This is a genomic window from Caulobacter segnis (assembly GCF_023935105.1).
Taxonomy (GTDB): domain Bacteria; phylum Pseudomonadota; class Alphaproteobacteria; order Caulobacterales; family Caulobacteraceae; genus Caulobacter; species Caulobacter segnis_B.
In genome coordinates, this window is the sequence record NZ_CP096040.1 from 1,864,020 (window position 1) to 1,888,035 (window position 24,016).

Here is a 24,016-nt window from a genome sequence, read left to right on the forward strand (position 1 = left end):
TGCCAAAGGGATGCCGAAGGGCGAGAGGGCTTAGACCAGCCCTGCGCCGTCCTCGCCGATGACATTACCGATGTCCTCGACCTCGCCCATGATCATCTCGTTGTGAGCCTTGCCCGACGGGATCATCGGCAGGCAGTTCTCGTGCTTCTCGACGCGGCAGTCGAAGATCACCGGCTTGTCGCTGTTGATCATCTCCAGGATCTTGCCGTCCAGCTCGGCTGGATCATCGCAACGGATGCCGTGGGCGCCGTAGGCCTCGGCCAGCTTCACGAAGTCGGGCAGGCTGTCCGAATACGAGTGGCTGTAACGCTCGCCGTGCAGCAGCTGCTGCCACTGGCGGACCATGCCCATCCACTCGTTGTTCAGGATGAAGATCTTGACCGGCAAATCGAACTGGATCGCGGTCGACAGCTCCTGGATGCACATCTGGATCGAGGCTTCGCCGGCGATGTCGACGACCAGGCTCTTGGGGTGGGCCAGCTGCACGCCCAACGCGGCGGGCAGGCCGTAGCCCATGGTGCCCAGGCCGCCCGAGGTCATCCAGCGGTTCGGCTCCTCGAAGCGGAAGAACTGCGCGGCCCACATCTGGTGCTGGCCGACTTCCGTGGTGATGTAGACGTCCTTGTCCTTGGTCAGCTCGTACAGGCGCTCGATGGCGTACTGCGGCTTGATGACGGTGTCGGAGCGCCGGTAGTTCAGGCACTGGCGGGCGCGCCACTGGTCGATCTGGGCCCACCAGTCGCTCAGGGCGGCCTTGTTGGGCTGGTGGCCGCCGGCCTTCCAGGCGGCGATCAAATCTTCCAGAACCGAGCCGGCGTCGCCGACGATCGGCAGGTCGACGCGGACGTTCTTGTTGATCGACGAGGCGTCGATATCGATGTGGATCTTCTTGCTGCTCGGCGAGAAGGCGTCCAGGCGGCCGGTGACGCGATCGTCGAAGCGGGCCCCGACGCAGATCATCACGTCGCAGTCATGCATGGCGTTGTTGGCCTCGAACGTGCCGTGCATGCCCAGCATGCCCAGCCACGCCGGATCGGCCGCGGGGAAGGCGCCCAGGCCCATCAGGGTCGAGGTGACCGGCGCGCCGGTCAGGGCCGCGAACTCGCGCAGCGCCTGGCTGGCCTTGGGGCCGGCGTTGATGACGCCGCCGCCGGTGTAGAAGATCGGGCGGCGGGCGCCGGCGATCATTCGGGCGGCCTCGGCGATGCGATTGGCGTCGCCCTTGGTCTTCGGCGCATAGGCGTGGCTGGAGGCGACCTCGGTCGGGCCATAGTATTCGCCCTTGGCGAACTGGACGTCCTTGGGGATGTCGATCAGCACCGGACCCGGACGGCCGGTGGTGGCGATCTTGAAGGCCTCGTGGATGATCTGGGGCAGGTCGCGGACGTCTTTGACCAGGTAGTTGTGCTTGGTGCACGAGCGGGTCATGCCGACCGTGTCGGCTTCCTGGAAGGCGTCGGTGCCGATCAGGTGGGTGGGGACCTGGCCGGTGATGACGACCATCGGGATGGAGTCCATCAGGGCGTCCATGATGCCGGTGATAGCGTTGGTCGCGCCGGGGCCTGAGGTGACCAGGACGACGCCCGGCTTGCCCGAGCTGCGGGCATAGCCCTCGGCGGCGTGGGTCGCGCCCTGCTCGTGACGAACCAGGATGTGCTGCAGGCGCGGCTCGTGGAACAGGGCGTCATAGATCGGCAGGACCGCGCCGCCCGGATAGCCGAACAGGACCTCGACGCCCTGGTCCACGAGGCCGCGAACCACGATCTCGGCGCCGGTCATGGCGCGATCTGCGGTGTCGGCGGGAGCCTTGCTCTCGATGGTCTGGTGGGCGGTCATGGGACGGATCCGATGGGAAAGGGCGGGAAGCGGGAAAGGTGAAGCTGGAAAAGAAAAAAGGTCCCGAAGGACCTTTGCGCGCGCGACCGAGCTACGACGTGACTTCTAGGTCACCCCGCGAACGGCCGCTCCATAAGTACGATCATGGTTTTGCGCACGAGTCTTGCTCCAAAGCTACGGAAAGGGTGATGGCATGCGTCCGGCGGAGCGTCAAGGCGCTGTTTGTCGCAAGGTTGTGCCTTTTCGGGGCGGTGTGACCTTACCGGACTTTCACGTGACAGGGGCAGGTTTTCCCCGTCACGGTCGCGCTCTCGCAAGGCAGGAGTGGCTTGATGCTCGGACGACGCGATTTTCTGGCCGGCGCGGCCGCGCTTTCCGTTGCCGGGACGGCGTCCGCCAAGGTGTTGTCGGGTAGCGCGGCGGACCGAGCGGTCGATGATTTTCTCAAGACCCACGCCTTCCAAGGCGTGGTGCTGATCGGTCGGGCGGGCAAGTCTGTCTACTCGCGCACCGTCGGCTTCGCCGACATCGAGGCCCAGCGGCCGGCCAGCCTGGACACACCGTATCTGATCGCCTCGATCTCCAAGTGGCTGACCTCGATCGCCCTGCTGCGCCTAGCCGAGGCCGGCAAGCTGGACCTGGATGCGCCCATCCTCCGCTGGCTGCCCGACTATCGCCCCGACACCGGCGCCAAGGTCACTCTGCGCCAGCTGATGAGCAATATCAGCGGCGTCCCCAATGGCTTCACGCCCTGGACCAAGGCCAATCCGGATCCCGACCTCTTCAAGAAGACCTTCACGACCGCGCAGGCCGTGAAGCTGTGGTGCTCTGGCGACCTGATCTTCGAGCCGGGGACGAAATTCGACTACCAGACGACGACCTGGATCATCGTCACCGCGATCATCGAGGCCGTCACCGGCAAGACCTACGCCCAGGCGATGGCCGAGCTGGTGCTGACGCCGCTGGGCCTGTCGCGCACCTGGCCCTCGGACCCGCCGGACATCGCCGTCTCGTACCTGACGATCGAACCGCCGACGCGCAAGCCGATGGAGCGTTTCCCGTTCATGGCCGCCAGCGGCGGCTTCGTCAGCACCGCGGGTGACCTGCTGAAGGCCGCGCACGCGGTCTTCGACAAGGGTTTCCTGCCGCCTGGGCGCGAGCGCGAGTTGCTGACCGTCAACTGGCCCGATCAGAATTACGCCCTGGGCGGGCGGATAAAGACGCTGTTCACCGACGGCATGCCGCGCGCCTTCGCCTGGGAGACCGGCAATGCGGCCGGCTATCGCTCGGTGCTGGGCCACAGGTTCGACGACCAGACCACCGTCGTGCTGCTCAACAATACCAGTATCAGCCAGAAGGCGATGGACGCGCTGGCCTACGCCCTGTTCGCGACCATCCCGCCGTGGGTGGTCTCGGGCTGAGGGTCAGGCCTCGAGGGTCTTGGCCAGCAGCTCCAGCGCGGCCGCCGCGAACGCCCGCATGTTGGCGGGACGCTCGGCCGAGCCGGTCTCCAGCGTGTCGCTGACCGAAACCTCCTCGCCGACCACGGCCATGCAGCAATGGCCCGGGGCGTCGCCATAACGGTTGCCGTCCGGACCCGCCGCGCCGGTTTCCGACAGACCCCAGGTCGCCTTCAGGTTCTTGCGGGCCACACGGGCCAGCATCACCGCATAGGGCTCGCTGGCCGAACGCAGGCCATCCATGGCCTTCTGCGGGATATCCATCAGGGTCAGGCGCGCCCGGGCCGTGTAGACGACCGCGCCCCCCAAATAGAACTTGGACGCCCCCGGCACGGCCAGCAGGGCCGCCGAGATCAGGCCGCCGGCCGAGGACTCGGCGATGGCCACGGTCTCACCCCGAGCGATCAGGCGTTCGGCGACGCGTTCGGCGAGGGCGTTGAGATCGGGCATCGGGTTTCCTTCGGCTGTCGAACTTCTCCATAGGGGCAAGTCGCGGGTCTGCAAACACAGGCTATCGCCAAGATTGAGCGGTTGTGCTCACCATGGCCAAGCTCAACCTGGAGATCGTCTTGCTCGTCCAAGCCGCCCCGCCCCCCGCCGCGACTGCGCCCGCCACGCCCCAGCCTCCGCAACTGCAACGGCTGGCGCCGGTCACGCAGAAGGCCAGGGCGCTGACGCTGGCCAAGGGTGGCCGGACCGAGAACGCGGTCGTGCGCTACCAAATCTTCCTGCGCACCATCGCCAAGCCGGGCGCGGTACCGGCGACGCCCGAGGGAGTGACGGTGTCGGCCATCCCCTGCGCCTGGATCGTGGAGTCCTATCTGCAGCGCGACCTCTGTTTCTATTCGATCACTGGCCTGCTGGGTTGTGAGGAGGGCGCCACCAAGCCGTTGCAAGCCGTCGAGAACGGTCAGGCCGACCTGCCGGCCGGCACGACCTGCGAGGTCTTCGCCAAGCCGGTGACGGCGGCCGAAGATCGGGTGATCGCGACCCTGGACCGCCTCAAGGACCAGATGTTCGACGAGGATTACCAGTTGGCGGTCAAGCCGCGACTGATCCGCGGCGGGACGACCGTCACGGAGCGCTGACGGCGCCTCCGGGCAGCCTGGTCCAATCCGGGGTCTGGTTGCGAAACCAGGTCAGCTGACGCTTGGCGTAGCGGCGGGTCTCCTGCCGGGCCGCGTCCAGGGCCTGGTCCAGCGTGGTTTCGCCGCGCAGATGGGCGGCGAGTTCGCGATAGCCGACCGCCTTGAGCACGGGGAGGGCCGGATCCAGGCCTCGCGCTTCCATGGCCCGCACCTCGTCCAGTGCGCCTTGCTCGACCATCACCGCCAGGCGGGCGTCGCAACGGGCGTAGAGCTCGGCGCGCGGCGGATCCAGGACGACGCCCGTCCAGCTGCCCGGCGCCAGGGCCGGCCTAGTGTCGGTCTGCCAAGCGGTCAGCGACTTGCCGGTCGCGATGGCTACGGCGTGGGCGCGCACCAGGCGCTGGCGGTCGCCGGTTTCGATGCGAGCCTCGGCCTCGGGATCCAGGGGCTTCAGGATTTCGCGGAACGCTTCCTCGCCGCGCGCGGCATACAGCAGGCCCGAAATCTCCCGCTGGGTCTCGGGCACCGGCGGCACGTCGGCCAGACCATGGGTCAGGGCCCGGAAATAGAGGCCGGTGCCGCCGACGATGATCGCCGGATTGCCGCGCGACTTGATCTCGGCCAGGACCTTGGTCGCCGCTTCGAGCCAGCGACCGACCGACCAGCCGATGGCCGCGTCGACCACCTCGAACAGATGATGCGGGGCGCGGGTGGTCTCTTCCAGCGACGGCCCAGCGGTCAGGACCCTCAGGCCTGCATAGATCTGCATGGAGTCGGCGTTGACGATCTCGCCGCCGGTCCGTTCGGCCAAATCCAGCGCATGGGCGGACTTGCCGCTTGCGGTCGGGCCCGCGATCAGCCAGATGCGGGGCGCGATGTCCGAACTCTCCACCATTCCGACCGTCCTCACCATCGTTGGGGCGAACCCCGACGCCTACGCACAAGCCGTTTCGCGCGTCGAAGCCAGGCTGTCCAGCCGCCGCGAGGATCTGGGGCCATTGGCCGCCGACGTCTTCGTCGAGGGTGGCGACCTGGAAGGCCTGAAGGCCGACCTCGAGGACCTGTCGGTCGACTTCGCCATTCAGCCCATCGAGAACCGCCGCAAGCGCCTGCTGATCGCCGACATGGACTCGACGATCATCAATGTCGAATGCCTGGATGAGCTGGCCGATTTCGCCGGGGTCAAAGAACAGGTCTCCGAGATCACCGAGCGCGCGATGCGCGGCGAGCTGGCCTTCGAGGGCGCCCTGCGCGAGCGGGTCGGCATGCTGAAGGGCCTCGGCGTCGAGGCGCTGCAAGCCTGCTACGAGCAACGGGTCCGGCTGAACCCGGGCGCCGAGATCCTGGTCCGCACCATGGCCAAGCACGGCGCGCGTTGCGCCCTGGTCTCGGGGGGCTTCACCTTCTTCACCAGCCGGGTGGCGGAGGCCGCGGGCTTTCACCTGAACCGCGCCAACACCCTGATCGAGTTGGACGGCGCCCTGACGGGCCAGGTCGGTGACCCGATCCTGGGCAAGGAAGCCAAGCTGGCCGCTTTGAATGAGGAAACCGCCGCGCTGGGTCTGACGCCGGTCGACGCCCTGGCCGTGGGCGACGGGGCCAACGACTTGGCGATGATCGAGGCCGCCGGCCTGGGCGTGGCCTATCGCGCCAAGCCGATCGTGGCGGCCCAGGCCGACGCCAAGGTCGACCACACCGACCTGACGACCCTGCTGTACTTCCAGGGCTACAAGACCGAGGACTTCCACAAGTGAGTTTCCCCCGCCGCGTCGACGCGGTCGTCTTCGACATGGACGGCCTGCTGCTGGACACCGAGATCGTCTATCGCGCGGCGATGATCGAGGCGGGCGACGTCTTCGGCGTCCAGTTCACCGGCGAGACCTACGCCTCGATGGTGGGCAAGACGACGCCGGAGTGCGGGATCATGCTGCGCGACCTGTACGGCGAGACCTTCCCGGTCCAGTCCTATTTCGAGCGGGTCTGGTCCGACGTCGAGGACCTGCTGGCGGCCGAGACCAAGCTGAAGTCCGGGGTGATCGAAATCCTCGACTATCTGGACGACCTGGGCCTGCCCCGCGGCATCGCGACCTCGAACGGCATGGTCGCGGTCGAGAAGTACCTGGGCCGCTTCGACCTGCTGCGTCGCTTCAACGCGGTGGTGGCCCACCAGGACGTGACCAAGCACAAGCCGAACCCGGATCCCTATCTGCTGGCGGCCCAGCGCATCGGCGTCGACCCGGCCCATTGCCTGGCGCTGGAGGACAGCCACCCTGGCGTTCGCGCCGCGCACGCGGCCGGCATGATGACGGTGATGGTCCCCGACATCCTCGATCCCAACGAGGAGATGCACGACAAGTGCATTCACATCGCCGACAGCCTGCACCACGTCATGGACCTGCTTAAAGCGTCGGTCTGATCGTGGGACGGCGCCCCCTAAGGGGTGTCCCAGGCTTGTAAATGCCGCTGGTCGCGCGGATATGAGGGCCCCTTGAAGACGAGGCCCGACTGACGTGACCGGCGCAACTCCCGCTACCCCCGACGACGCCCGCGCGGCGCTGGACCGCATCGCCGATCCGGCCAGCGGGCAGGGGTTGGTCGCCGCCGGCCTGGTGCAAGGGTTGGTGGTCCGCGAGGGCCGCGCCGGCTTCATGCTGGAGGTCCCGGCCAGCCGGGTGGCCTCGTACGCCTCGGTCCGCGAGGCCGCCGAGAAGGCCCTGGCGGCGCTGCCGGGGATCCAGACCGCCCAGGTCGTGCTGACCGCCCAGGCTGCCGAGGGCGCGACCCGGGTGCGCAAGGGCGCCAAGGTCACCGAGGATCCGCAGGCCCGAATGGTCCCGCCGCCCGAGGCCGAGAAGCCCGCCCATGTCCGCCACGTGATCGCCGTGGCCTCGGGTAAGGGCGGGGTGGGCAAGTCCACCATCTCGACCAACCTGGCGGTCGCCTTCGCCAAGATGGGCCTGCGCGTGGGCCTGCTGGACGCCGACATCTACGGCCCCTCGGCCCCCAAGATGATGGGCGTCGACGGCGATCCGCTGTTCGAGAACGAGAAGCTGCAGCCGCTGCTGGCCCATGGCGTCAAGGTGATGTCGATCGGCTTCATCGTCGACGAGGGCCGGGCGATGATCTGGCGCGGCCCGATGGCCTCGTCGGCCGTGCGCCAGCTGATCCACGACGTGGCCTGGGGTTCGGAGAATGCGCCGCTGGACGTGCTGGTCGTCGACCTGCCGCCGGGCACCGGCGACATCCAGCTGACCCTGGTCCAGAAGCTGCGCATCGACGGGGCGGTGCTGGTCACCACGCCCCAGGAGATCGCCCTGATCGACGCCCGCCGCGCCGCGGCGATGTTCGAGAAGACCGCCACCCCGATCCTGGGCCTGATCGAGAACATGGCCTTCTTCGCAGATCCCTCGACCGGCGCGCCGATCCCGATCTTCGGCGAGGGCGGCGGCGTCGCCGAGGCCGAGCGGCTGAAGGTTCCGCTGCTGGGCCGCGTGCCGATCGAGATCGCCGTCCGCCTGGGCGGCGACCAGGGCGTCCCGGTGGTGATCTCCGAGCCGAAGGGGCAGGCGGCTCAGGTGTTCGGCGAGGCGGCAGGCTTGCTCTGGAAGACGATCGAGCCCTGACAGCAAAAAGCCCGCCCGGATCGCTCCGGGCGGGCTTGTCGTTTCAGCGGTGCGCCAGCCCTAGAAGCTGAAACGCGCGCCGGTCGACAGCACGACGGCCGAGCCGGTCACGTCGCCATTCAGGCGAACGACCGAGCTGGTCGCGGTGGTGTCGGTGCGGTTGATCTTGCTGTCGTCGAAGCTGATGTAGTTGATCGCCGCGTCCAGCTTGATGTTGTCCGTCGCGGCCCAGGTGGCGCCGGCGGCGTACATCATGCGGTCGCCGTCCGGCACGCGGGCGGTGCGGCCGACGTCCGGGGTCGGGGTCGGGTCGTACTGGACGCCGGCGCGCAGGGTCAGGCGCGGCGAGGCCTGGTAGTCGACGCCGGCGGCGTAGGTCGTCACGTCCTTGTAGTTCTGGGGGCTGGTCGACGAACCGCCCGGGAAGGTGACGCGGATGGCGTCGAACTCGCCCCAGCCCACGCGGCTGGCGGAGGCGTTCAGGGTCCACTGATCGTTCACCGCCCAGCGGAGGCCGAGGTTGGCGATCCAGGGCAGGGTGATCTTGGCCTGGCCGTCGGTCGAGAAGTTGTTGGCGGCCGGGATCGGGGCCAGCAGGCCGGCGACCGTCACGGTGCCATCCAGCTTCTGGTCGATCTTGCTGCGGTAGCTGGCGCCGATCGTCAGGCTCTTGGACGGGTGGATCTGCGCGCCGACGGTGTAGCCATAGGCCCAGCCGTCGCCCTTCAGCGACTGCGAACCATCGGCCTGCAGCGGCGAGATGTTCGGCAGGGCGTTGGTCAGCTCGGCGTCGGCGTAGAGGGCGGTGACGCCCACGCCCAGGTCGATCATGTCGTTGACGCGATAGGCGATGACGCCGTCGACATTGATCGTGCGCAGGTGCGACTTGAGCGCGTCGTAACGCGTCCAGCTGTCGGCGTTGTATTCGGTGGTGAAGTTGTAGGGCGCGGCGACGGACAGGCCCAGCGACAGCTTGTCATTGACCTTGAACGCCACGCCGCCGTTGGGAACGACGCCGTCGTTGATCGGGTCGAAGGCGGTGTTGGCGCCGCCCACGGGCGTGGTCAGGCCGGTCGGCGGGACCGGACGGGTGATCGTCGAGCCGCTGTTGGTGACCTTGGAATCGACCTGGATCAGGTTCAGGCCGAAAGCGGCCTCGCTGCGCTCGATGCCGGCGATCGAGGCAGGGTTCCACCACAGGCTGCCGACACCCTTGTCGGCGACTTCGCCCGAATAGGCGCGGCCGGTGCCGCGCACCGATTGTTCCTGCAGATAGAAGGCCGAAGCGGAGGCCTGGGAAGCGGCGGCGAGCGCCAGCAGAGCGACGCCGGCGGCGAGGCTGGTACGCGAGAGAGACATGGGACTACGACCTTCTTGGGGAGGAAGAGGCTGGTCGAACACCTGTTGGGTGATCAAGGAGCGCCGCCTTTAACGCATCTGCTCAAATAGCGTTGCTATAAATTGATAGAGCGGTGAATTTTGTCAGTTTTGTTAAAGAAACGGGGGCTCGAGGCCCCCGTATCAATCGTCGTTATGTCAAATGTGGCGAGAATGCAGGTATTCGAGCAATCACGTTCCTTCCGTAACGTCAGCCTCCCGCCATCTTCCGGAAGAACTTCTGTCCCTGTTCCCCACCGTTGAAGTAGGCCTTCTGGCCATCCTCGGCAGTGATCTTGTCCCAGTTGTCACGGACCTCTTCGGCCGAGAGGCCGCCTTCGCCGAGGTAGACGCCTTCGGTCTCGTAGATCCGCGACAGAGCGAAGGCCCCGGCGCCGGCGGTCAGGATCGCGCCGGTGGGGGCCTCTTCCGAGCACAGATAGACGACGCCCGGGGTGACGTATTCGGGGGCCAGCTTGGCCAGCACCTCCGGCGGCATCAGGCCCTCGGTCATGCGGGTGGCCGCGACCGGGCTGATGGCGTTGATCTTCACGTCGTTCTTGGCGCCCTCGAGCTTGAGGGTGTTCATCAGGCCCAGCACCGCCATCTTGGCCGCGCCGTAGTTGCTCTGGCCGAAGTTGCCGTACATGCCCGACGACGAGGTCGTCACGACGATGCGGCCGTAGTTCTGGGCCTTCATGATGTCCCAGACCGCCTTGATCGGCTTGAAGGTGCCGAACACGTGCACCTGCATGACCAGCTCGAAGTCGGCCAGCTCCATCTTGGTCAGGGTCTTGTCGCGCAGGATGCCGGCGTTGGCGATCAGGATGTCGATGCGGCCCCACTTCTCCAGGGTCGTCTTGACCATGTCGGCGACGCCGGCGTCGTCCGTGACCGAAGCGCCGTGGGCGATGGCTTCGCCGCCAAAGGCCTCGATCTCGGCCACGACCTTCTGGGCCGCTTCGGACGAGCCGCCCGAGCCGTCGACGCTGCCGCCCAGGTCGTTGACCACGACCTTGGCCCCGCGACGCGCCAGCTCCAGGGCGTGCTGGCGGCCGAGCCCGCCGCCGGCGCCCGTCACGATCGCCACCTTGCCGTCGAAGCGGATGTCCGTCATGCCCGTAGTCTCCCTCAAACGCGTGTTTGGTTTGGCCGTGTTGTGCGGCGCGGGAGAGGGGAGGTCAAGGGCGTGCGCGCTCGCCCTCACGCGGCTGGCCGCTGAAGCGATGGAAGGGACGGCGAGCGCCCGGGCGACGCCCGCAGTTGGGTAGAGTTGTTACCGTTTCGACGAAGCCAGACGCTTCACGTAGGCCCGACCAGGTCGCCGTCAGGCGATCAGTCGTCTCGCTGCCTCGAGCAGCTGCTCGGTCGCGAACAGCTTGGGCAGCAACTCCACCTCGTCGAAGCCGACGGGCAGCGAGTCGCGGCCATAGCCGCTGACGAAGGCGAACGGGATCCGGGCTCTGGCCAGCGCCGAGGCGATGTCGTCGACGGCGTCCCCGTGCAGGTCGGCGTCCAGCAGGGCCGCATCGATCCTGAACCGGTCCACGAACTCGAGCGCGGCGACGGCGTCGGCGGCGGGGCCGATGACCGTCGCGCCGACGTCTTCCAGCTGGCTGACGATCTCCATCGCCACCAGCGGCTCGTCTTCGATCACCAGAACCCGCTTGGCCTGCAGGGGCTTGGCGTCGCGGCCGCCGAGCGCGGGGGCGAGACCGGCCCGGGGCGAGGCTTGCTGGCCTGCTGGCGTGTCGATCATACGATCGTCGCTGGACGGATCGCCCGGCAGCGGAAAAGCGATGTCCCAGCGCCCGCCGCCCGCCTCGACGGACATCTTCGCCTCACCGCCGGCGCCGCGCACGCTGGCCTCGATCAAGCGCGTGCCGAAGCCGCGCCGGATCGGCGACTTGACCTTGGGTCCGCCCCATTCGGTCCAGCGCAGGTCCAGGGTCTGCCGACCCAAGGTCCAGGCGATGGTGACGCCGCCCTCCGGTTTCGACAGCGCGCCATATTTGAGCGAGTTCGTCCCGAGCTCGTGCAGGATCATCGCCATCTTCGTCATGGCCGTAGCATCCAGGTAGACGTCGGGTCCCGAGGCGGAAATCTGGGCTTCGTCCACCGGACCCAGATTCATCTGGTCCGCGACCAGCGCCCGCAGCTGCGTGCCTTTCCACTCGCTGGTGCTGAGCTGCGAATGGACGCGGGACATCGACTGGATGCGGCCGCTGAAACTCTCGACGAAATCCTTCGGATCGTCGCTATGCCGAAGGGTCTGCGAGGCGATCGCCTGCACCGTCGCCAGCATGTTCTTGACGCGGTGGCTGAGCTCGCCCGTCAGCATGGTCTGCAGGGCCTCGGTTTCTCGCAAGGTCTCGCAGGTCCTGGCCAGGGCCTGCTCGCGTTCGCGCAGGGCTTCCTCGGCGAGGGTGCGGTCCAGGATGTCGGCGGCCTGGCGTGCCAGGATGTCCAGCAGGCGCAGGTCGCGCTCGGACGGCTGGTGCGGATAGGCCCAGTGTGTGGAGATCATGCCCAGAAGGGCGCCGGTCCGCGACAGCAGGGGCGTCGTCTGGGCCGAGCGGATACCTGTGCGGCGGAAGGCCAGCAGGTCTTCGGTGCCGGCGATCTCGTTCCAGGTCTCGAAGTCCGGAATGATCGCGCGCTGGCCGGATTTGACGGCGGCCGTGCAACTGCTGTGCGCGGCGGGGCCGACCCACTGCCAGAAGCCCACCGCTTCGGGCGGCAGGCCGCGCGAACACAGCAGTTTCAGCTCACCGCCATGGCCGGAGGTGTCGCCAGCGGGCATGAGCAGTTGCATGGTGCCGAACTGCGAGCCGGTGATCGAAATCGCCGCGTCGACGATCTTGCCGTAGAGCTCGAAGCGATCCTGCTCGCCGATCAGGGCCACGCTGATCGAGTGGAGGAGTTCGATATCGGAAAGGTCGTTCTGGGCGGCGCCGGTCCGGGCCTGGCGAGTGCGGATAGGAACGACCTGCAGCGCGTTTGTCATGAATGCCCCCAATGCTCCGTACGCGTCGCGACCGGCGCATAGGGATCATCAGAGCGTGAGCGCCTCAGAGGCCAAAGGCTTGCGTGCCCGAGAACCGATATTGGGCATGCCGGGCGAGCGCGACGGCGAGCCCGCCGCCGCGCTTGCGGTAGTCACCCCTAAGCCTTCTTCTTCGTCATCCCACCAGCCACCGGCGCGGCGGGCTTATCCCGCTTCACGCCCGCCTTCTGGCCCGGCTTCATGAACTTCACCAGCACGCGCTGGCCGACCAGCAGCGGGGCGCCGTCGGCGCTGACCACCACCTCGACGACGCGTTCGTCGCTGCGCTGGCTGGGGTCGTCCGAGGCCAGCTTGCGGGCGCCGAAGACGGCGGCGCGGCGCAGGACCTTGCCGGTGTAGGTCAGGTCCGGATTGCTCTCGGGCTGGATCTCGACCTCCTGGCCGATCTTCACGTTGGGGATGTCGGCCTCGACGATCTCGGCGCGGACGATGCGCTGGGTGTTCGGCTCGAGGTCGAACATCGCCGTGACGTTCAGGGTCGAGGCGCCGGCGCCCGGATTGGCCTGGCGGCGGGCGATGCGGCCGTCGGCCGGGGCGCGGATGATCGTCAGTTCCTGGTTGTACTGAGCCTGGGCGACCTGGGCCGAGGCCACCTGGATGGCCGCCTGCTGGGCGCCGATATTGGCCTGAGCCGAGGCGATCTGGTCGCGGGCCGCGTCCAGCCGCTGGGCGGCGACATAGTTCGAAGCGCTCAGCGCCTGCAGGCGATTGTACTCGCGCTGCGCGGTGCGCAGCTGCACCTGGAAGAGCTGCAACTGGGCGCGGGCCGAGGCCAAGGCGGCTTGGGCGGTCTGGGACGCCAGGCGGACATCGTCGTCCTCCTGCTTGGCCAGCGGCTGGCCGGTCTTCACGACGTCGCCTTCCTGGACATAGACGTCGCGGACGATGCCCTGGCGGCGGGCGGCCACCTGGATCACGCCGCCCTCGACATCGGCCTTGCCCTGGGCGATCGCCGCATAGGGGGAGGGCTCCTCCTGGGCGGCGGCCGCCTCGAGCTTCTTCTTTTTCTCGGCCGCCTGGCCCTTCATGTAGAAGACGCCGCCGCCGAGCAGCAGCGCGACGACGAGGACGATGTAGAAGGCGGGTCGGCGCAGGAAGCCGGGCATCGTGTTATCCCCCAGAAATCAGTGGCTGAGCGACGCAGGATTGGCGTCGGGCGTTCTCCGCACGTCGTCCAGGATCTTGCCGTCCTCGATGTGGATGACGCGGTCGGCATAGGCCTCCAACCGCGGGTCGTGGGTTACGCAGATCACCGCCGCGCCGCGCTCGGTGGCGGCCGCGCGCAACAGCTTGATCACCGTTTCGCCGCTTTTGCCGTCCAGGGCCGAGGTCGGTTCGTCGGCGAAGATCAGGTTCGGGTTCTTGGCCAGAGCGCGGGCGATGGCCACGCGCTGCTTCTCGCCGCCCGACAGTTCGGAGGGGCGCTGGTTGACGCGGGGGCCAAGGCCCACCGATTCCAGCGCCGCCTGGGCCCGGCGGGCGGCCTCGCCCTTGCCGACGCCCTGGTACTTCAGCGCGGTCATCACCTGTTGCTTGGCCGTCAGGGCCGGGAACAGGTTGAAGCCCTGGAAGATGAAGCCGCAGTGGTCGAGACGGAACTTGTCGATCTTGCCGCGTGACAGCGCCCAGAGATCGTCGGCCTCCAGCGCCGCCACGTGGCCCTCGTCGGGCTTCAGCAGGCCCGACAGCGCCGCCACCAGCGTCGACTTGCCCGAGCCGGAGGGGCCCATGACCATGGTCACGTCGCCGTGCCTAGCGTCGAAGTCCACGCCCTTGAGCACCTCGATGAAGGTGCGGCCGGTCTTGAAGCGCTTGACCAGTTTCTTGGCCTCGAGCGCCGTCTCGCCGCGCTTGTGCGCGTTGTTCCCAATCTTTTCGCCAAGGGGGGTCATCGCAGCAGATCCGCGGGTTGGCTGTTCTTGAGGATGCCCAGCGACAGGAAGCCCGACACCATGGCGATGATCACGAGGAACCCGGCGACCACGATGATCAGGGTCGGCGGGAAGTACATCGGCACCCCGCCGGCCACCGCGATCAGCGAGACCAGCCAGGTCAGCAGACCCGCGGCGACCACGCCGACGATGCCGACCCAGAAGCTGAGCTCCATGACGATGTTGCGCAGGTCGCCCATCGACACGCCCAGGGCGCGCAGCGAGGCGAACTCCTTGATATTGGCCATGATCGCGCCGCGCAGGGTCTGCCAGGTGATGATCACCCCGATCAGCAGGCCCAGGAAGGCCGAGAAGCCGAGGATGATGCCGATGATCTGGTCGTCCAGCATGGCGTTGGCGTTGGCGTCGGCCAGTTCCTGGCGGGTCCAGGCGCGGAACTTGCCGTCGGCCTTCTTGTTCAGCTGAGCCGCGACGATCTCGGCGCGGGAGGGATCCTGGATCTCGACCATCAGCGGGCCGACGCGCTGGCCGGTGTCGGCCTCGCCCAGCATCCGCAGGGTGTCACGCGACATGACCAGCGTCGGCTGGATGATGTTCGGATAGCCCTTGGTGACGACGGCGACATAGACGGTCTTGCCGTTGTAGAGGGCCTTGTCGCCCTTCTTGACGCCCAGGCGCTTCAGCGCCGTCTCGTCGATCGCCACGGCGTAGGGGCGGCGCAGGGCCTCGATCATCGACTGGGTGTAGTCGGTCGGCACGGTCACGTAGCCGGGGATCGCGTCGATCACCGTGACGTTGACGAACTCGCTCTTGCGGGCCGAGCCGCCGCCCTTGCCCTTACCGGCGCGCTTGGCGCGGGCCTCTTCCTTGGCCTGTTGCTCGGGCGACAGGATGTTCTGGAAGCGACCGCCAGAACCGTCCAGCGGCGCGACCTGGGTGACCTCGGGGTGGCTGTAGACCAGTGGGATCATCCGGCGCGGCAGGCCCGAGGGACCGCCGAACAGGGCTTTCGCGCCCGGGCCCAGCACCATGATGTCGGCGCGGGCGCGGTCGATCTGCGCGGTGAAGCCCTTGCCGATGCCGACGAAGATGCCGACCTGAGCCAGGATGAGCAGGCCCGAAAAGGCCAGGGCGACCACGGCCGCCATGTAACGTCGCCACTCGTAGAGAAGAGTGGCCAAAGCCAACGACATCCGGACTCTTGCTCCCCCAAACCGATGGTTGCAGCAATGAACGGCGATCGCCCAACGTCCAAGTTAAATCGGGGTAAGGCGCATTTCAGGGACGAAATATCTACTTGAAACGAGGAAGGGGGTGGTTGGGCGCACCTGTCGGGTCTAACCACCACCCAGTGCAGCGCTCGAACACGCCCTTCACGATCCTTGGCGCCGCGTCTGGCCTGGCGCTGGCGCTGGGGCTTGCCGCGCCTCCGTCAGCGCGAGCGGACGAGGGCATGTGGACCTTCGACGGGATTCCGGTCGCGAGAATCGAGGCCGCCTACGGGGTGACCCTGGACCGGACCTGGCTGGACGCCGTCCAGGCGTCGGCCGTGCGGCTGACCAACGGCTGCTCGGCGGGACTGGTCAGCGGCGAGGGGCTGGCCGTCACCAACGGGCACTGCGTCGCCGACTGCGCCCAGGCGCTGTCCAGCTCCGGAGACGACTACGTCCAGGACGGCTTCCTGACGGAGGCGCGCGAGGACGAGCGCAAGTGCCCGGGCCTGCAGGCCGAGGTGCTGCTGACCATCATCGACGTCACCGACCAGGTGCGCCTGGCGTCCGAGGGCAAGGCGGGGCGCGACTTCGTGCAGGCCCGCGACGGGGCCCTGGCGGTGGCCGAACTGGCGGCCTGCGGCCAGGACCAGACGCTGCGCTGCCAGGCGATCGGCTTCTTTCGGGGCGGGCAATACAAGGTCTACAAGTACCGTCGCTACAACGACGTGCGGTTGGTCTTCATGCCGGAGATGGCGTCGGCCTCGTTCGGCGGCGATCCCGACAACTTCAACTTCCCCCGCTACGCCTTCGACATCGGCTTCGTGCGGCTTTACGTCGATGACGCGCCGGCGGCGACGCCGACCTTCCTGCCCTGGCGCGGCAAGCCGCCGGCGGACGGCGAGCCGACCTTCGTCGTCGGCAATCCGGGCTCGACCGAGCGCCAGCTGACGGTCGCCCAGCTGGAGACCCAGCGCGACGTGGTCCTGCCGATGCTGCAGCTGCAGCGGGCCGAGCTGCGGGGGCGGCTGATCCAGTTCGGACGCGACGACGCCGACCAGGCCCGCGCCGCCAGCCAGGCCCTGGCTTGGGTCCAGAACAGCTACAAGCTCAGCGTTGGAAAGCAGGCGGCCTTGAACGATCCGGCCTTCCTGGACGCCAAGCGGGCCGACGATGCCGCGCTGCGGGCCAAGGTCGCCGCCGACCCGAAGCTGGCCGACACCACGGGCGCCTGGGACGAGATCGCCAAGGCCCAACCCGCGGCCGCCGACCTCTTTCCCGCCCTGCGCATGCTGGAGACCGGCGCGGGCGGTGGCTCGGAGCTCTACTACTATGCCCGCCTGTTGGTGCGGGCCGCGCTGGAACGGGCCAAGCCCGAGGCCGAACGCTTGCCGGAATATGCCGACGCCCGCCTGCCGCTGATCGAGCGCAAGCTGGCCGATGCGCCGCCGATCGATCCCGCGCTGGAGCGGATCTATCTGGAGCACTGGCTGCTCAAGACCCGCGAAGCCTTGACCGTCGATGCGCCGCGGGTCCGGGCCCTGCTGGGCCGCGACAGTCCCGAACGGCTCGCCGAGGCGCTGTCCGGCAGCGCGCTGTCCGATCCCGAGGTCCGGATGGCGCTCTGGAAGGGCGGGCTGGCGGCGGTCGAGGCCTCGGACGACCCGCTGGTGCGCTTCGTTCTGCGCGCCGATCCGATCGCCCGCGCCGCCCGGGCGGCCTATGAGGCGCGGGTTTCTGGACCGGTCGATATCGCCGCCGAGAAGATCGCCAAGGCTCGCGTCGCCGTGCTGGGCGACGGCGCCTATCCGGACGCGACGTTCTCGCTGCGGCTGTCCTACGGCAAGGTCGCCGGCTGGAAGGCGCGGGGGGAAGCGGTCCGGGCCACGACGACCTTCGCCGGCTTCTACGACCGGGTGACCGGTGTCGAGCCGTTCGCCGCCGCGCCGCGCTGGCTTGAGGCCAAGGGGCGGCTGAAGTCCGACACCGTGTTCGACTTCGTCAGCACCAACGACATCATCGGCGGCAATTCCGGCTCGCCGGTGCTGGACGCCAAGGGGCGGCTGATGGGGGTGGCGTTCGACGGCAACCTGCCGTCGCTAGGCGGCGCCTACGGCTATGACGGGGCGCGGAACCGGACCATCTCGGTCTCGGCCGTCGCGATCGTCGAGGCCCTTTCCAAGGTCTACGGGCGCGACGCCCTGGTGAAGGAGCTGACCGGCCGCTGACGCCGGGCCAGCGACTTCGTTTCATCGCCGCAACACGCGGAAACCTGGAACATTTTTGGCTGCTTCCCGGGGGCGCCGGCCTTTCGGCGTCTTCAACAGAGGGAGAGCGATATGAGCGTCACCAGCGCGATATCCTCTACGAGCCTTATGCAGCTGCGCCAGCTGCAGCAGGCGTCGGTCTTCAAGACCGCCGATGCCGACGGCGATGGGCAACTGTCGCAGACCGAATTCCAGTCCATCGGGCAAAATGTGCAGGGCTCGGGCCAGTCCAAGGGACCGCCGCCCATGCGCGGGGGCGGCGGGCCGGGCGGGAATTTCGCCGGCGACACGTTGTCGGCGCTGCTCTCGACCCAGTCGGTCGACGACGTCGCCAGTTCGGTGATGTCGGCCGGCGACACCGATGGCGATGGCCTGTTGAGCGCCGGCGAGATCTCCACGGCCCTGGCCGCCAACGCCCCTCGGACGCGCCGGCGGACGCCAGCGGCAAGATGGCCTCGGACATCGTGTCGGCCCTCGACAGCGACGGCGACGGCAGCCTGTCGACCGACGAGATCGCCAGCGCCATTTCCAACGCGGCGTCGAACGCGTCCTCAGCCCAGGCCATGGACGGTCCGCCGCCGGGCCCGCCACCCGGCGGCGGCGCGGGCGGGGCCGGCGGTTCCAGCGGCGTGTGCGAGAGCCTGGACACCAACCAGGACGGCGTCGTCTCGGCCGAGGAATTGGCCGCCGCCAACGGCGCTGACAGCACGGACGCCACGACCAGCGCCGCCTCCGACCTGATCAAGGCCGCCGACCAGGACGGCGATGGTTCGCTGAGCGGTGGCGAGTTCTACGCCATGCTCGACCAGAGCAAGGACTCCAGCACGACCGGCTCGACCTCGTCCCTGACCAGTCTGCTGTCGGGCTCCACGGCCGCGGTCGATCTGATGCAGAAGCTGCTGGCGCAGCTGGACACGGCGCTAACCTCGTCGTCCAGCACGGCGAGCAGCGGGACCAGCGTGACAGCCTAATCCCTCGACGTGTCATCCCGGATCGATCCTTCGGGACGTCCGGGATGACACGAAGGTTGTGGTAAGAAGCTTCTGACTTAGGCGTCTGGCGCCTTCCTTAACCATTTCCTAAGCAAGGCGCTTGCGTGGGACGGCTGACTTGGTGTCATGCTTCGCCCCTTGGTCGGCGTCGCGGGGGCGTCGCCTCTTTGTAAGGTCTCTTCGTCTTGATGTTCCGTCCCGAGAACGTCCAGGCCCTGGCAGGTCTGGCGCTCACTTTGGGCCTTTGCTGGCTCGTTTCCGAGAATCGCAAGCGATTCCCCTGGGTTCTGGCGATCGCCGCCATCATCGTCCAAGTTCTGCTGGTGCTGGTCCTGTTCGGCCTGCCCCAGGCGCGGCAGCTGCTGCAGGGCGTCAACGGCGCCGTCGAGGGCCTGGCCAGCTCGACCCAGGCCGGTACGGCCTTCGTGTTCGGCTTCCTGGCCGGCGGCGACCAGCCCTATCCGGTCAGCAATCCGGGCGCGGGCTTCATCTTCGCCTTCCGCGTCATGCCGGTGATCCTGGTGGTCTGCGCCCTGTCGGCGCTGCTGTGGCACTGGAGGATCCTGAAGTGGGCCGCCCAAGGCTTCGGCTTCATCTTCCAGAAGACCCTGGGCCTGCGCGGTCCGCCGGCCCTGGCCACCGCCGCCACCATCTTCATGGGCCAGATCGAAGGCCCGATCTTCATCCGCGCCTATCTGGACAAGCTGTCGCGCTCTGAGCTGTTCATGCTGATCACGGTCGGCATGGCCTGCGTCTCGGGCTCGACCATGGTCGCCTACGCCACCATCCTGTCCGGGGTGCTGCCCAACGCCGCCGCCCACGTGCTGACCGCCTCGATCATCTCGGCCCCGGCCGGCGTGCTGCTGGCCCGGATCATCGTGCCGTCCGATCCGATGGAGAAGGGCGCCGACCTGGATCTCGCCGCCGAGGACAAGACCTACGGCAGCGCGATCGACGCCGTGATGAAGGGCACCACCGACGGCCTGCAGATCGCGCTGAACGTCGGCGCGACCCTGATCGTGTTCGTGGCCCTGGCCACCATGGTCGACAAGATCCTGGGCGCCATGCCCCCGGTCGGCGGCCAGCCGCTGAGCATCGCGCGCGGCCTGGGCGTGGTCTTCTCGCCCCTGGCCTGGTCGATGGGCGTGCCGTGGAAGGAAGCCGGCACGGCCGGCGGCCTGCTGGGCGTGAAGCTGATCCTCACCGAGTTCACCGCCTTCATCCAGATGTCGAAGGTCGGCGGAACCCTGCTGGACGAGCGCACCCGCATGATCATGACCTATGCGCTGTGCGGCTTCGCCAACATCGGCTCGGTCGGCATGAACGTGGCCGGCTTCTCGGTGCTGGTGCCCCAGCGCCGTCAGGAAGTGCTGGGCCTGGTCTGGAAGGCGATGATGGCCGGCTTCCTGGCCACCTGCCTGACCGGCTCTCTGGTCGGCCTGATGCCGAGGGCGCTGTTCGGGCTTTAATCGACTAAAGGTTGCTTCATCTTCTCCCTTCCCCTCTGATGGGGAAGGGTTGGGGATGGGGTGACAGCGTGTCCGAAGGAACTCCGAGACCTCGACACGCACCTGGCGCGGTGAAGCGCGCCCGTCGTCTCCGAAGGGAAATGACCCTGAGCGAAAAGAACCTGTGGAAGGCTCTTCGCGCTTTGGATCTGCATATCCGCCGCCAGGCGCCGATTGGGCGCTACGTCGTCGACTTCGTCCAGCACAGCGCTCGTCTCGTGATCGAAGTGGACAGCGGCTGGCACGATCACCCTGCAGCTCAGTTGCGCGATTCCGAGCGGGACGCCTGGCTCTCCGAGCAGGGCTATCGGATCATGCGTGTCCGCGATGGCGAAGCGACAGGTAACCCGTATCTCGTGGCCGAGCGCGTCGCGGCGGAAATTCAGCGGTCACCCCCATCCCAACCCTTCCCCCATCAAGGGGGAAGGGCTTTCGTTCCGTGACGTAAAGGGCGCATCCTTCCGTCCAGGGGAGGACAACATGAAACTCTACGACAGCCGCCGCGCGCCCAATCCTCGCCGGGTCCGCTGGTTCATGGCCGAGAAGGGGATCGAGGACGTTGAGATCGTCGACATCGACATCTTCGGCGGCCAGCATCACCAGCCCGACTACCTGGCCAAGGCCGGCCTGCCCAACGTGCCGGCGCTAGAGATCGACGAGGCGACGACGATCACCGAGTCGGTGGCCATCTGCCGCTATCTGGAAAGCGTCTATCCCGAGCCGAACCTGTTCGGCCGCGACGCGCGCGAGATCGCCGTGATCGAGATGTGGACGCGGCGGGCCGAGATGCTGCTGTCGACGCCGCTGATGATGGCCGTCCGCCACGGCCATCCCGCGTTGGCCGCCATCGAGACCCAGATCCCCGAGGTGGCCGAGTCCAACCGCAAGGCCGCCGAGCGGGCGCTGAAGGTCTTCGACCGCCGCCTGGCCGAGAGCGCGTTCATCGCCGCCGACCGCCTGACCATCGCCGACATCCTGGCCGTCACCGGCATCGACTTCGCCCGCATGGTCCGCTTCCGCCCCGACGCCGAGCTGGTTCACGTGAACCGCTGGCTGAAGGCGATGATGGAGCGGCCGGCGTCCAAGGCGGGGGTTTAGATATCAAAATCCTCCCCCGTTAGGGGGAGGATTTGGGTCAGCGCGCCCGGATCTTCTTCACGACGCCCGAGAAGTTGAGCATCGGTCCCGACCCCGTCGAGATCAGCCCGCGCACGAACAGCAGCGAACCGCCGGCCTTGATCACCTCGCCGGTCGAGGTGATCAGGTCGCCGGGCCTGGCCGGGCCGATGAACTCGCCGTTCAGGCTGACGGTCACGGCGCGGCTGTCGGCCAGGGCCTTCCAGCCGATCGCGAACAGGGAGTAGTCGGCGAAGGTCATCATGCAGCCGCCGTGCATGAAGCCGCCGCCGTTCATGTGCTTCTTCTCGGCGCGGAAGGCGGCGGTGACGCGGCCCTCGGCGTCTTCCTTGAAGTAGAACGGGCCCGACTGGTCCTCGAACGGATCCATGCCCTGCCAGGTCCGCCAGCCGGCCCATTCGCCGGTCTCGACCAGGCGCGGGCCGCTCCAGATGTCGTTGCCGCCGTCCATTTTCCCATCCCCTCCGCGTCTTGTTATCTGTGTTCAGCTAGAAGGACGCGGCGATCAGCGCAAGCGGTCGGTCTCGCCTCTGCTGACAATCCATGGCAAGGGAGCGCCCATGAGCTCCCCGATCCAAGACACCATCCTGTCCCAGCTGGCGGCGCTGCCTGAGGGCAAGTCGATTGATCCGATGAACGTCGCCAAGGCGATCCAGCCCGAGCGCTGGCAGCAGATCCTGGGCCACGTGCGCACCAACGCCATCGAGCTGGCCCGCGAGGGCAAGGTCGTGATCTTGCGCCACAACAAGCCGGTCAATCCTGAGAAGTTTCGGGGCGTCTACCGGATCCGCACGCGTCTTGAAGGCGATCCGATCAGCTTCGAGGAAGAAGCCGGCGGCGACGAGGACTAGTCAGGCTTGGGTTTTGGCGCGCGGCGCCTAAATCCTGGCCATGCCACTGGATGCGCTCCTCTCCGACATCGCCGCCTGCCGGGCCTGTGCGCCGTATCTGCCGCATGTTCCCCGGCCAGTGGTGCGGGTGCGCGAGGAGACGAAGATCCTGATCGCCGGCCAGGCGCCCGGAAGGATCGTCCACGAGACCGGCCTGCCGTTCAACGACCGCTCGGGCGATCGCCTGCGCCAGTGGATGGGCGTCGACCGTGAGACCTTCTACGGTCGGCCCGAGATCGGCGTGGCGGCCATGGCCTTCTGCTTTCCAGGCACTAATCCCAAGGGCGGCGACTATCCGCCGCCACCGCGCTGCGCTGCGACCTGGCGGGCGGGGCTGCTGGCGCAGTTGCCCAAGGTCGAGCTGACCCTGCTGGTTGGCAGCTACGCCCAGGACTGGGCGCTGCCGGGGCGAACCGGCAAGACCATGACCGAGACCATCGCGCGCTGGCGTGAGTTCGGGCCAGAGGTCCTGGTCCTGCCGCATCCGTCCTGGCGCAACACCGCCTGGCTGAAGCGCAATCCGTGGTTCGAGGCCGAGGTCGCGCCCTATCTTCGCCAACGGGTCGCGGACATTCTGGCGACATGAACCGCCGCGCCCTGATCCTGACCGCGTCCGCCGCCGTGCTGTCGGCCTGTGCGCCGCTGCGGCAGGGGCCGGGCTTGGCGGCTCTGGGCTTCCGCGGTCCCCGGCTCACGGACGCGCATTTCGTCAGCTTCGACGGCGCCCGGCTGGGCCTGATGCGCTGGCTGCCGGCGGGGGAGCCAGATTGGGTCGTGGTCGGCCTGCACGGCATGAACGACTACGCCAACGCCTATCACCTGGCGGCCGAATGGTGGGCGGGCAGGGGGATCGCCACCTACGCCCTCGACGTCCGCGGCTTTGGCCGCTCACCCGAACGGGGCGTCTGGGCGCCGACCGAGCTCGTCTTGGACGATGTCCGCGCGCTGGTGACGACGGTGCGCGAGCGGCATCCGAACGCCCGGATCGCCCTGGCCGGGATCAGCATGGGCGGCGCGCTGGCCATCAGCGCCATGGCCTCGGACCATCCGCCGCCGGTCGACAAGCTGATGCTGTTCGCCCCCGCCGTCTGGGGCTGGTCGAACCAGCCGCTGCCCAACCGCATGAGCCTGTGGGTCACCGCCCACACCGTCGGCCAGTGGGTGGTCAAGCCGCCGGACTGGCTGGTCCGTAACATCGCCGCCTCGGACAATATCGACGAGCTGCGCCGCATGGGCCGCGACCCGCTGATGATCTGGGGCGCGCGTTCGGACACCATCTATGGCCTGGTCGGGCTGATGGAGCGGAGCTGGAGATCGACGGGCGGCATCGCGGTCCCGACCGCCTGGTTCTATGGCGCGCGCGACCAGGTCATTCCGCGCGAGCCGACCGTCGAGGCCGTGGGTCGCCTGAAGCCCGGCGCGCGGACGGCCTATTACGCCAATGGCTATCACCTGCTGCTGGTCGACAAGCAGGCCATCAACGTCTGGGGCGACGCCGAGGCCTTCCTGCGCGACGCGCCGGGTCCCTGGCCGCCGTCGGGCGCGCTGCCTATCCCGTCCAGCATCGCGGCCATGACAGCGTTGGACCCGCCTAAGCCCAAGAGACGCAAGTCGTCGCAGCGTCAAAGCGCGGGCTTGTGAGACGCGGCGTGGGGGCGTACACCCCGC

The 24,016-nt window shown here is 67.9% G+C and carries 24 protein-coding genes and 1 pseudogene; 14 read left to right on the forward strand and 11 right to left on the reverse strand.

Features of this window, described 5'->3' with window-relative positions:
• Nucleotides 1-30: 30 nt before the first annotated feature.
• Nucleotides 31-1,836 carry an acetolactate synthase 3 large subunit gene (locus MZV50_RS09090; RefSeq protein ID WP_252634085.1) on the reverse strand — a complete coding sequence of 602 codons (1,806 nt, stop codon included), beginning with the start codon at nucleotides 1,834-1,836 and terminating at the stop codon, nucleotides 31-33.
• Between the two features lie 110 nt (nucleotides 1,837-1,946).
• Complete coding sequence (locus MZV50_RS09095) at nucleotides 1,947-1,994, reverse strand: hypothetical protein (RefSeq protein WP_024265762.1); 48 nt, start codon at nucleotides 1,992-1,994, stop codon at nucleotides 1,947-1,949.
• Between the two features lie 174 nt (nucleotides 1,995-2,168).
• Here MZV50_RS09095 and MZV50_RS09100 point away from each other — a divergent pair, with 174 nt between their 5' ends.
• Nucleotides 2,169-3,257, forward strand: a complete 1,089-nt coding sequence (locus MZV50_RS09100; RefSeq protein ID WP_252634087.1) for a serine hydrolase domain-containing protein — start codon at nucleotides 2,169-2,171, stop codon at nucleotides 3,255-3,257.
• Between the two features lie 3 nt (nucleotides 3,258-3,260).
• Here MZV50_RS09100 and MZV50_RS09105 read toward each other — a convergent pair whose 3' ends face one another.
• Nucleotides 3,261-3,746: a CinA family protein gene (locus MZV50_RS09105; protein ID WP_252634088.1), complete on the reverse strand. Its 486-nt coding sequence runs from the start codon at nucleotides 3,744-3,746 to the stop codon at nucleotides 3,261-3,263.
• Nucleotides 3,747-3,838: 92 nt separating this feature from the next.
• Between MZV50_RS09105 and MZV50_RS09110 the strand changes: the two genes are divergently transcribed.
• Nucleotides 3,839-4,384 (forward strand): hypothetical protein, encoded by a 546-nt coding sequence (locus MZV50_RS09110; protein ID WP_252634089.1) that lies wholly within the window; start codon nucleotides 3,839-3,841, stop codon nucleotides 4,382-4,384.
• Here MZV50_RS09110 and miaA read toward each other — a convergent pair.
• A complete protein-coding gene (gene miaA, locus MZV50_RS09115) occupies nucleotides 4,371-5,279 on the reverse strand; it encodes a tRNA (adenosine(37)-N6)-dimethylallyltransferase MiaA (protein ID WP_252634091.1) in 909 nt (302 codons plus the stop codon). The two genes, MZV50_RS09110 and miaA, sit on opposite strands and share 14 nt — an antisense overlap.
• Here miaA and serB point away from each other — a divergent pair.
• The 3 genes from serB to MZV50_RS09130 all read left to right on the forward strand — a co-directional run bounded on the left by serB (nucleotide 5,260) and on the right by MZV50_RS09130 (nucleotide 8,007).
• Nucleotides 5,260-6,138 (forward strand): phosphoserine phosphatase SerB, encoded by an 879-nt coding sequence (gene serB, locus MZV50_RS09120; RefSeq protein WP_252634093.1) that lies wholly within the window; start codon nucleotides 5,260-5,262, stop codon nucleotides 6,136-6,138. The genes miaA and serB overlap by 20 nt on opposite strands.
• Nucleotides 6,135-6,800: an HAD family hydrolase gene (locus MZV50_RS09125; RefSeq protein ID WP_252634095.1), complete on the forward strand. Its 666-nt coding sequence runs from the start codon at nucleotides 6,135-6,137 to the stop codon at nucleotides 6,798-6,800. The genes serB and MZV50_RS09125 overlap by 4 nt, the downstream gene beginning before the upstream one ends.
• Nucleotides 6,801-6,894: 94 nt before the next feature.
• Complete coding sequence (locus MZV50_RS09130; RefSeq protein ID WP_252634096.1) at nucleotides 6,895-8,007, forward strand: Mrp/NBP35 family ATP-binding protein; 1,113 nt, start codon at nucleotides 6,895-6,897, stop codon at nucleotides 8,005-8,007.
• 60 nt (nucleotides 8,008-8,067) lie between these two features.
• Here the strand turns inward: MZV50_RS09130 and MZV50_RS09135 are convergent, their stop codons facing one another.
• From MZV50_RS09135 to MZV50_RS09160, 6 genes are all read right to left on the reverse strand, one after another.
• Nucleotides 8,068-9,366, reverse strand: a complete 1,299-nt coding sequence (locus MZV50_RS09135; protein WP_252634098.1) for an outer membrane protein transport protein — start codon at nucleotides 9,364-9,366, stop codon at nucleotides 8,068-8,070.
• 229 nt (nucleotides 9,367-9,595) lie between these two features.
• The gene (locus MZV50_RS09140) at nucleotides 9,596-10,501 is read right to left on the reverse strand and encodes an SDR family NAD(P)-dependent oxidoreductase (protein ID WP_252634100.1); all 906 of its coding nucleotides are present in this window, start codon (nucleotides 10,499-10,501) and stop codon (nucleotides 9,596-9,598) included.
• Between the two features lie 210 nt (nucleotides 10,502-10,711).
• Nucleotides 10,712-12,391 carry an HWE histidine kinase domain-containing protein gene (locus MZV50_RS09145; protein ID WP_252634102.1) on the reverse strand — a complete coding sequence of 560 codons (1,680 nt, stop codon included), beginning with the start codon at nucleotides 12,389-12,391 and terminating at the stop codon, nucleotides 10,712-10,714.
• Between the two features lie 158 nt (nucleotides 12,392-12,549).
• The gene (locus tag MZV50_RS09150) at nucleotides 12,550-13,557 is read right to left on the reverse strand and encodes an HlyD family secretion protein (RefSeq protein ID WP_252634103.1); all 1,008 of its coding nucleotides are present in this window, start codon (nucleotides 13,555-13,557) and stop codon (nucleotides 12,550-12,552) included.
• Between the two features lie 18 nt (nucleotides 13,558-13,575).
• Nucleotides 13,576-14,343 (reverse strand): ABC transporter ATP-binding protein, encoded by a 768-nt coding sequence (locus MZV50_RS09155; protein ID WP_252634105.1) that lies wholly within the window; start codon nucleotides 14,341-14,343, stop codon nucleotides 13,576-13,578.
• Entirely contained in the window at nucleotides 14,340-15,536 is a 1,197-nt protein-coding gene (locus MZV50_RS09160) for an ABC transporter permease (RefSeq protein WP_252634107.1), read from the reverse strand. Before MZV50_RS09160 ends, MZV50_RS09155 begins: the two co-directional genes overlap by 4 nt.
• A gap of 260 nt (nucleotides 15,537-15,796) precedes the next feature.
• On the opposite strand from MZV50_RS09160, the gene MZV50_RS09165 reads away from it, so the two are divergent.
• The 6 genes and pseudogenes from MZV50_RS09165 (at nucleotide 15,797) to MZV50_RS09190 (ending at nucleotide 21,419) form a co-directional block, all read left to right on the forward strand.
• Nucleotides 15,797-17,782 carry a S46 family peptidase gene (locus MZV50_RS09165; RefSeq protein ID WP_252634109.1) on the forward strand — a complete coding sequence of 662 codons (1,986 nt, stop codon included), beginning with the start codon at nucleotides 15,797-15,799 and terminating at the stop codon, nucleotides 17,780-17,782.
• A 147-nt stretch (nucleotides 17,783-17,929) separates the two neighbouring features.
• Nucleotides 17,930-17,992: pseudogene (locus MZV50_RS26565) on the forward strand (hypothetical protein); the annotation flags it as partial.
• Nucleotides 17,993-18,270: 278 nt separating this feature from the next.
• The gene (locus MZV50_RS09175; RefSeq protein WP_252634113.1) at nucleotides 18,271-18,792 is read left to right on the forward strand and encodes an EF-hand domain-containing protein; all 522 of its coding nucleotides are present in this window, start codon (nucleotides 18,271-18,273) and stop codon (nucleotides 18,790-18,792) included.
• 209 nt (nucleotides 18,793-19,001) lie between these two features.
• Nucleotides 19,002-20,282, forward strand: coding sequence for a NupC/NupG family nucleoside CNT transporter (locus MZV50_RS09180; protein ID WP_252634115.1), 1,281 nt, complete (start codon nucleotides 19,002-19,004; stop codon nucleotides 20,280-20,282).
• 38 nt (nucleotides 20,283-20,320) lie between these two features.
• Nucleotides 20,321-20,764, forward strand: coding sequence for an endonuclease domain-containing protein (locus MZV50_RS09185; protein WP_289781924.1), 444 nt, complete (start codon nucleotides 20,321-20,323; stop codon nucleotides 20,762-20,764).
• A gap of 37 nt (nucleotides 20,765-20,801) precedes the next feature.
• Nucleotides 20,802-21,419: a glutathione S-transferase family protein gene (locus MZV50_RS09190; RefSeq protein ID WP_252634119.1), complete on the forward strand. Its 618-nt coding sequence runs from the start codon at nucleotides 20,802-20,804 to the stop codon at nucleotides 21,417-21,419.
• Nucleotides 21,420-21,456: 37 nt separating this feature from the next.
• Here the strand turns inward: MZV50_RS09190 and MZV50_RS09195 are convergent, their stop codons facing one another.
• The gene (locus tag MZV50_RS09195) at nucleotides 21,457-21,909 is read right to left on the reverse strand and encodes a PaaI family thioesterase (RefSeq protein ID WP_252634121.1); all 453 of its coding nucleotides are present in this window, start codon (nucleotides 21,907-21,909) and stop codon (nucleotides 21,457-21,459) included.
• A 109-nt stretch (nucleotides 21,910-22,018) separates the two neighbouring features.
• Between MZV50_RS09195 and MZV50_RS09200 the strand changes: the two genes are divergently transcribed.
• From MZV50_RS09200 to MZV50_RS09210, 3 genes are read left to right on the forward strand one after another with little or no spacing between them, the layout of a single operon-like run.
• On the forward strand, nucleotides 22,019-22,309 hold the full coding sequence (locus MZV50_RS09200) for a DUF3253 domain-containing protein (protein WP_252634123.1): 291 nt from the start codon (nucleotides 22,019-22,021) through the stop codon (nucleotides 22,307-22,309).
• 40 nt (nucleotides 22,310-22,349) lie between these two features.
• Nucleotides 22,350-22,934, forward strand: a complete 585-nt coding sequence (locus MZV50_RS09205) for a uracil-DNA glycosylase family protein (protein ID WP_252634124.1) — start codon at nucleotides 22,350-22,352, stop codon at nucleotides 22,932-22,934.
• Nucleotides 22,931-23,989, forward strand: coding sequence for an alpha/beta hydrolase (locus tag MZV50_RS09210; RefSeq protein ID WP_252634126.1), 1,059 nt, complete (start codon nucleotides 22,931-22,933; stop codon nucleotides 23,987-23,989). Before MZV50_RS09205 ends, MZV50_RS09210 begins: the two co-directional genes overlap by 4 nt.
• The last annotated feature ends 27 nt before the right edge of the window (nucleotides 23,990-24,016 follow it).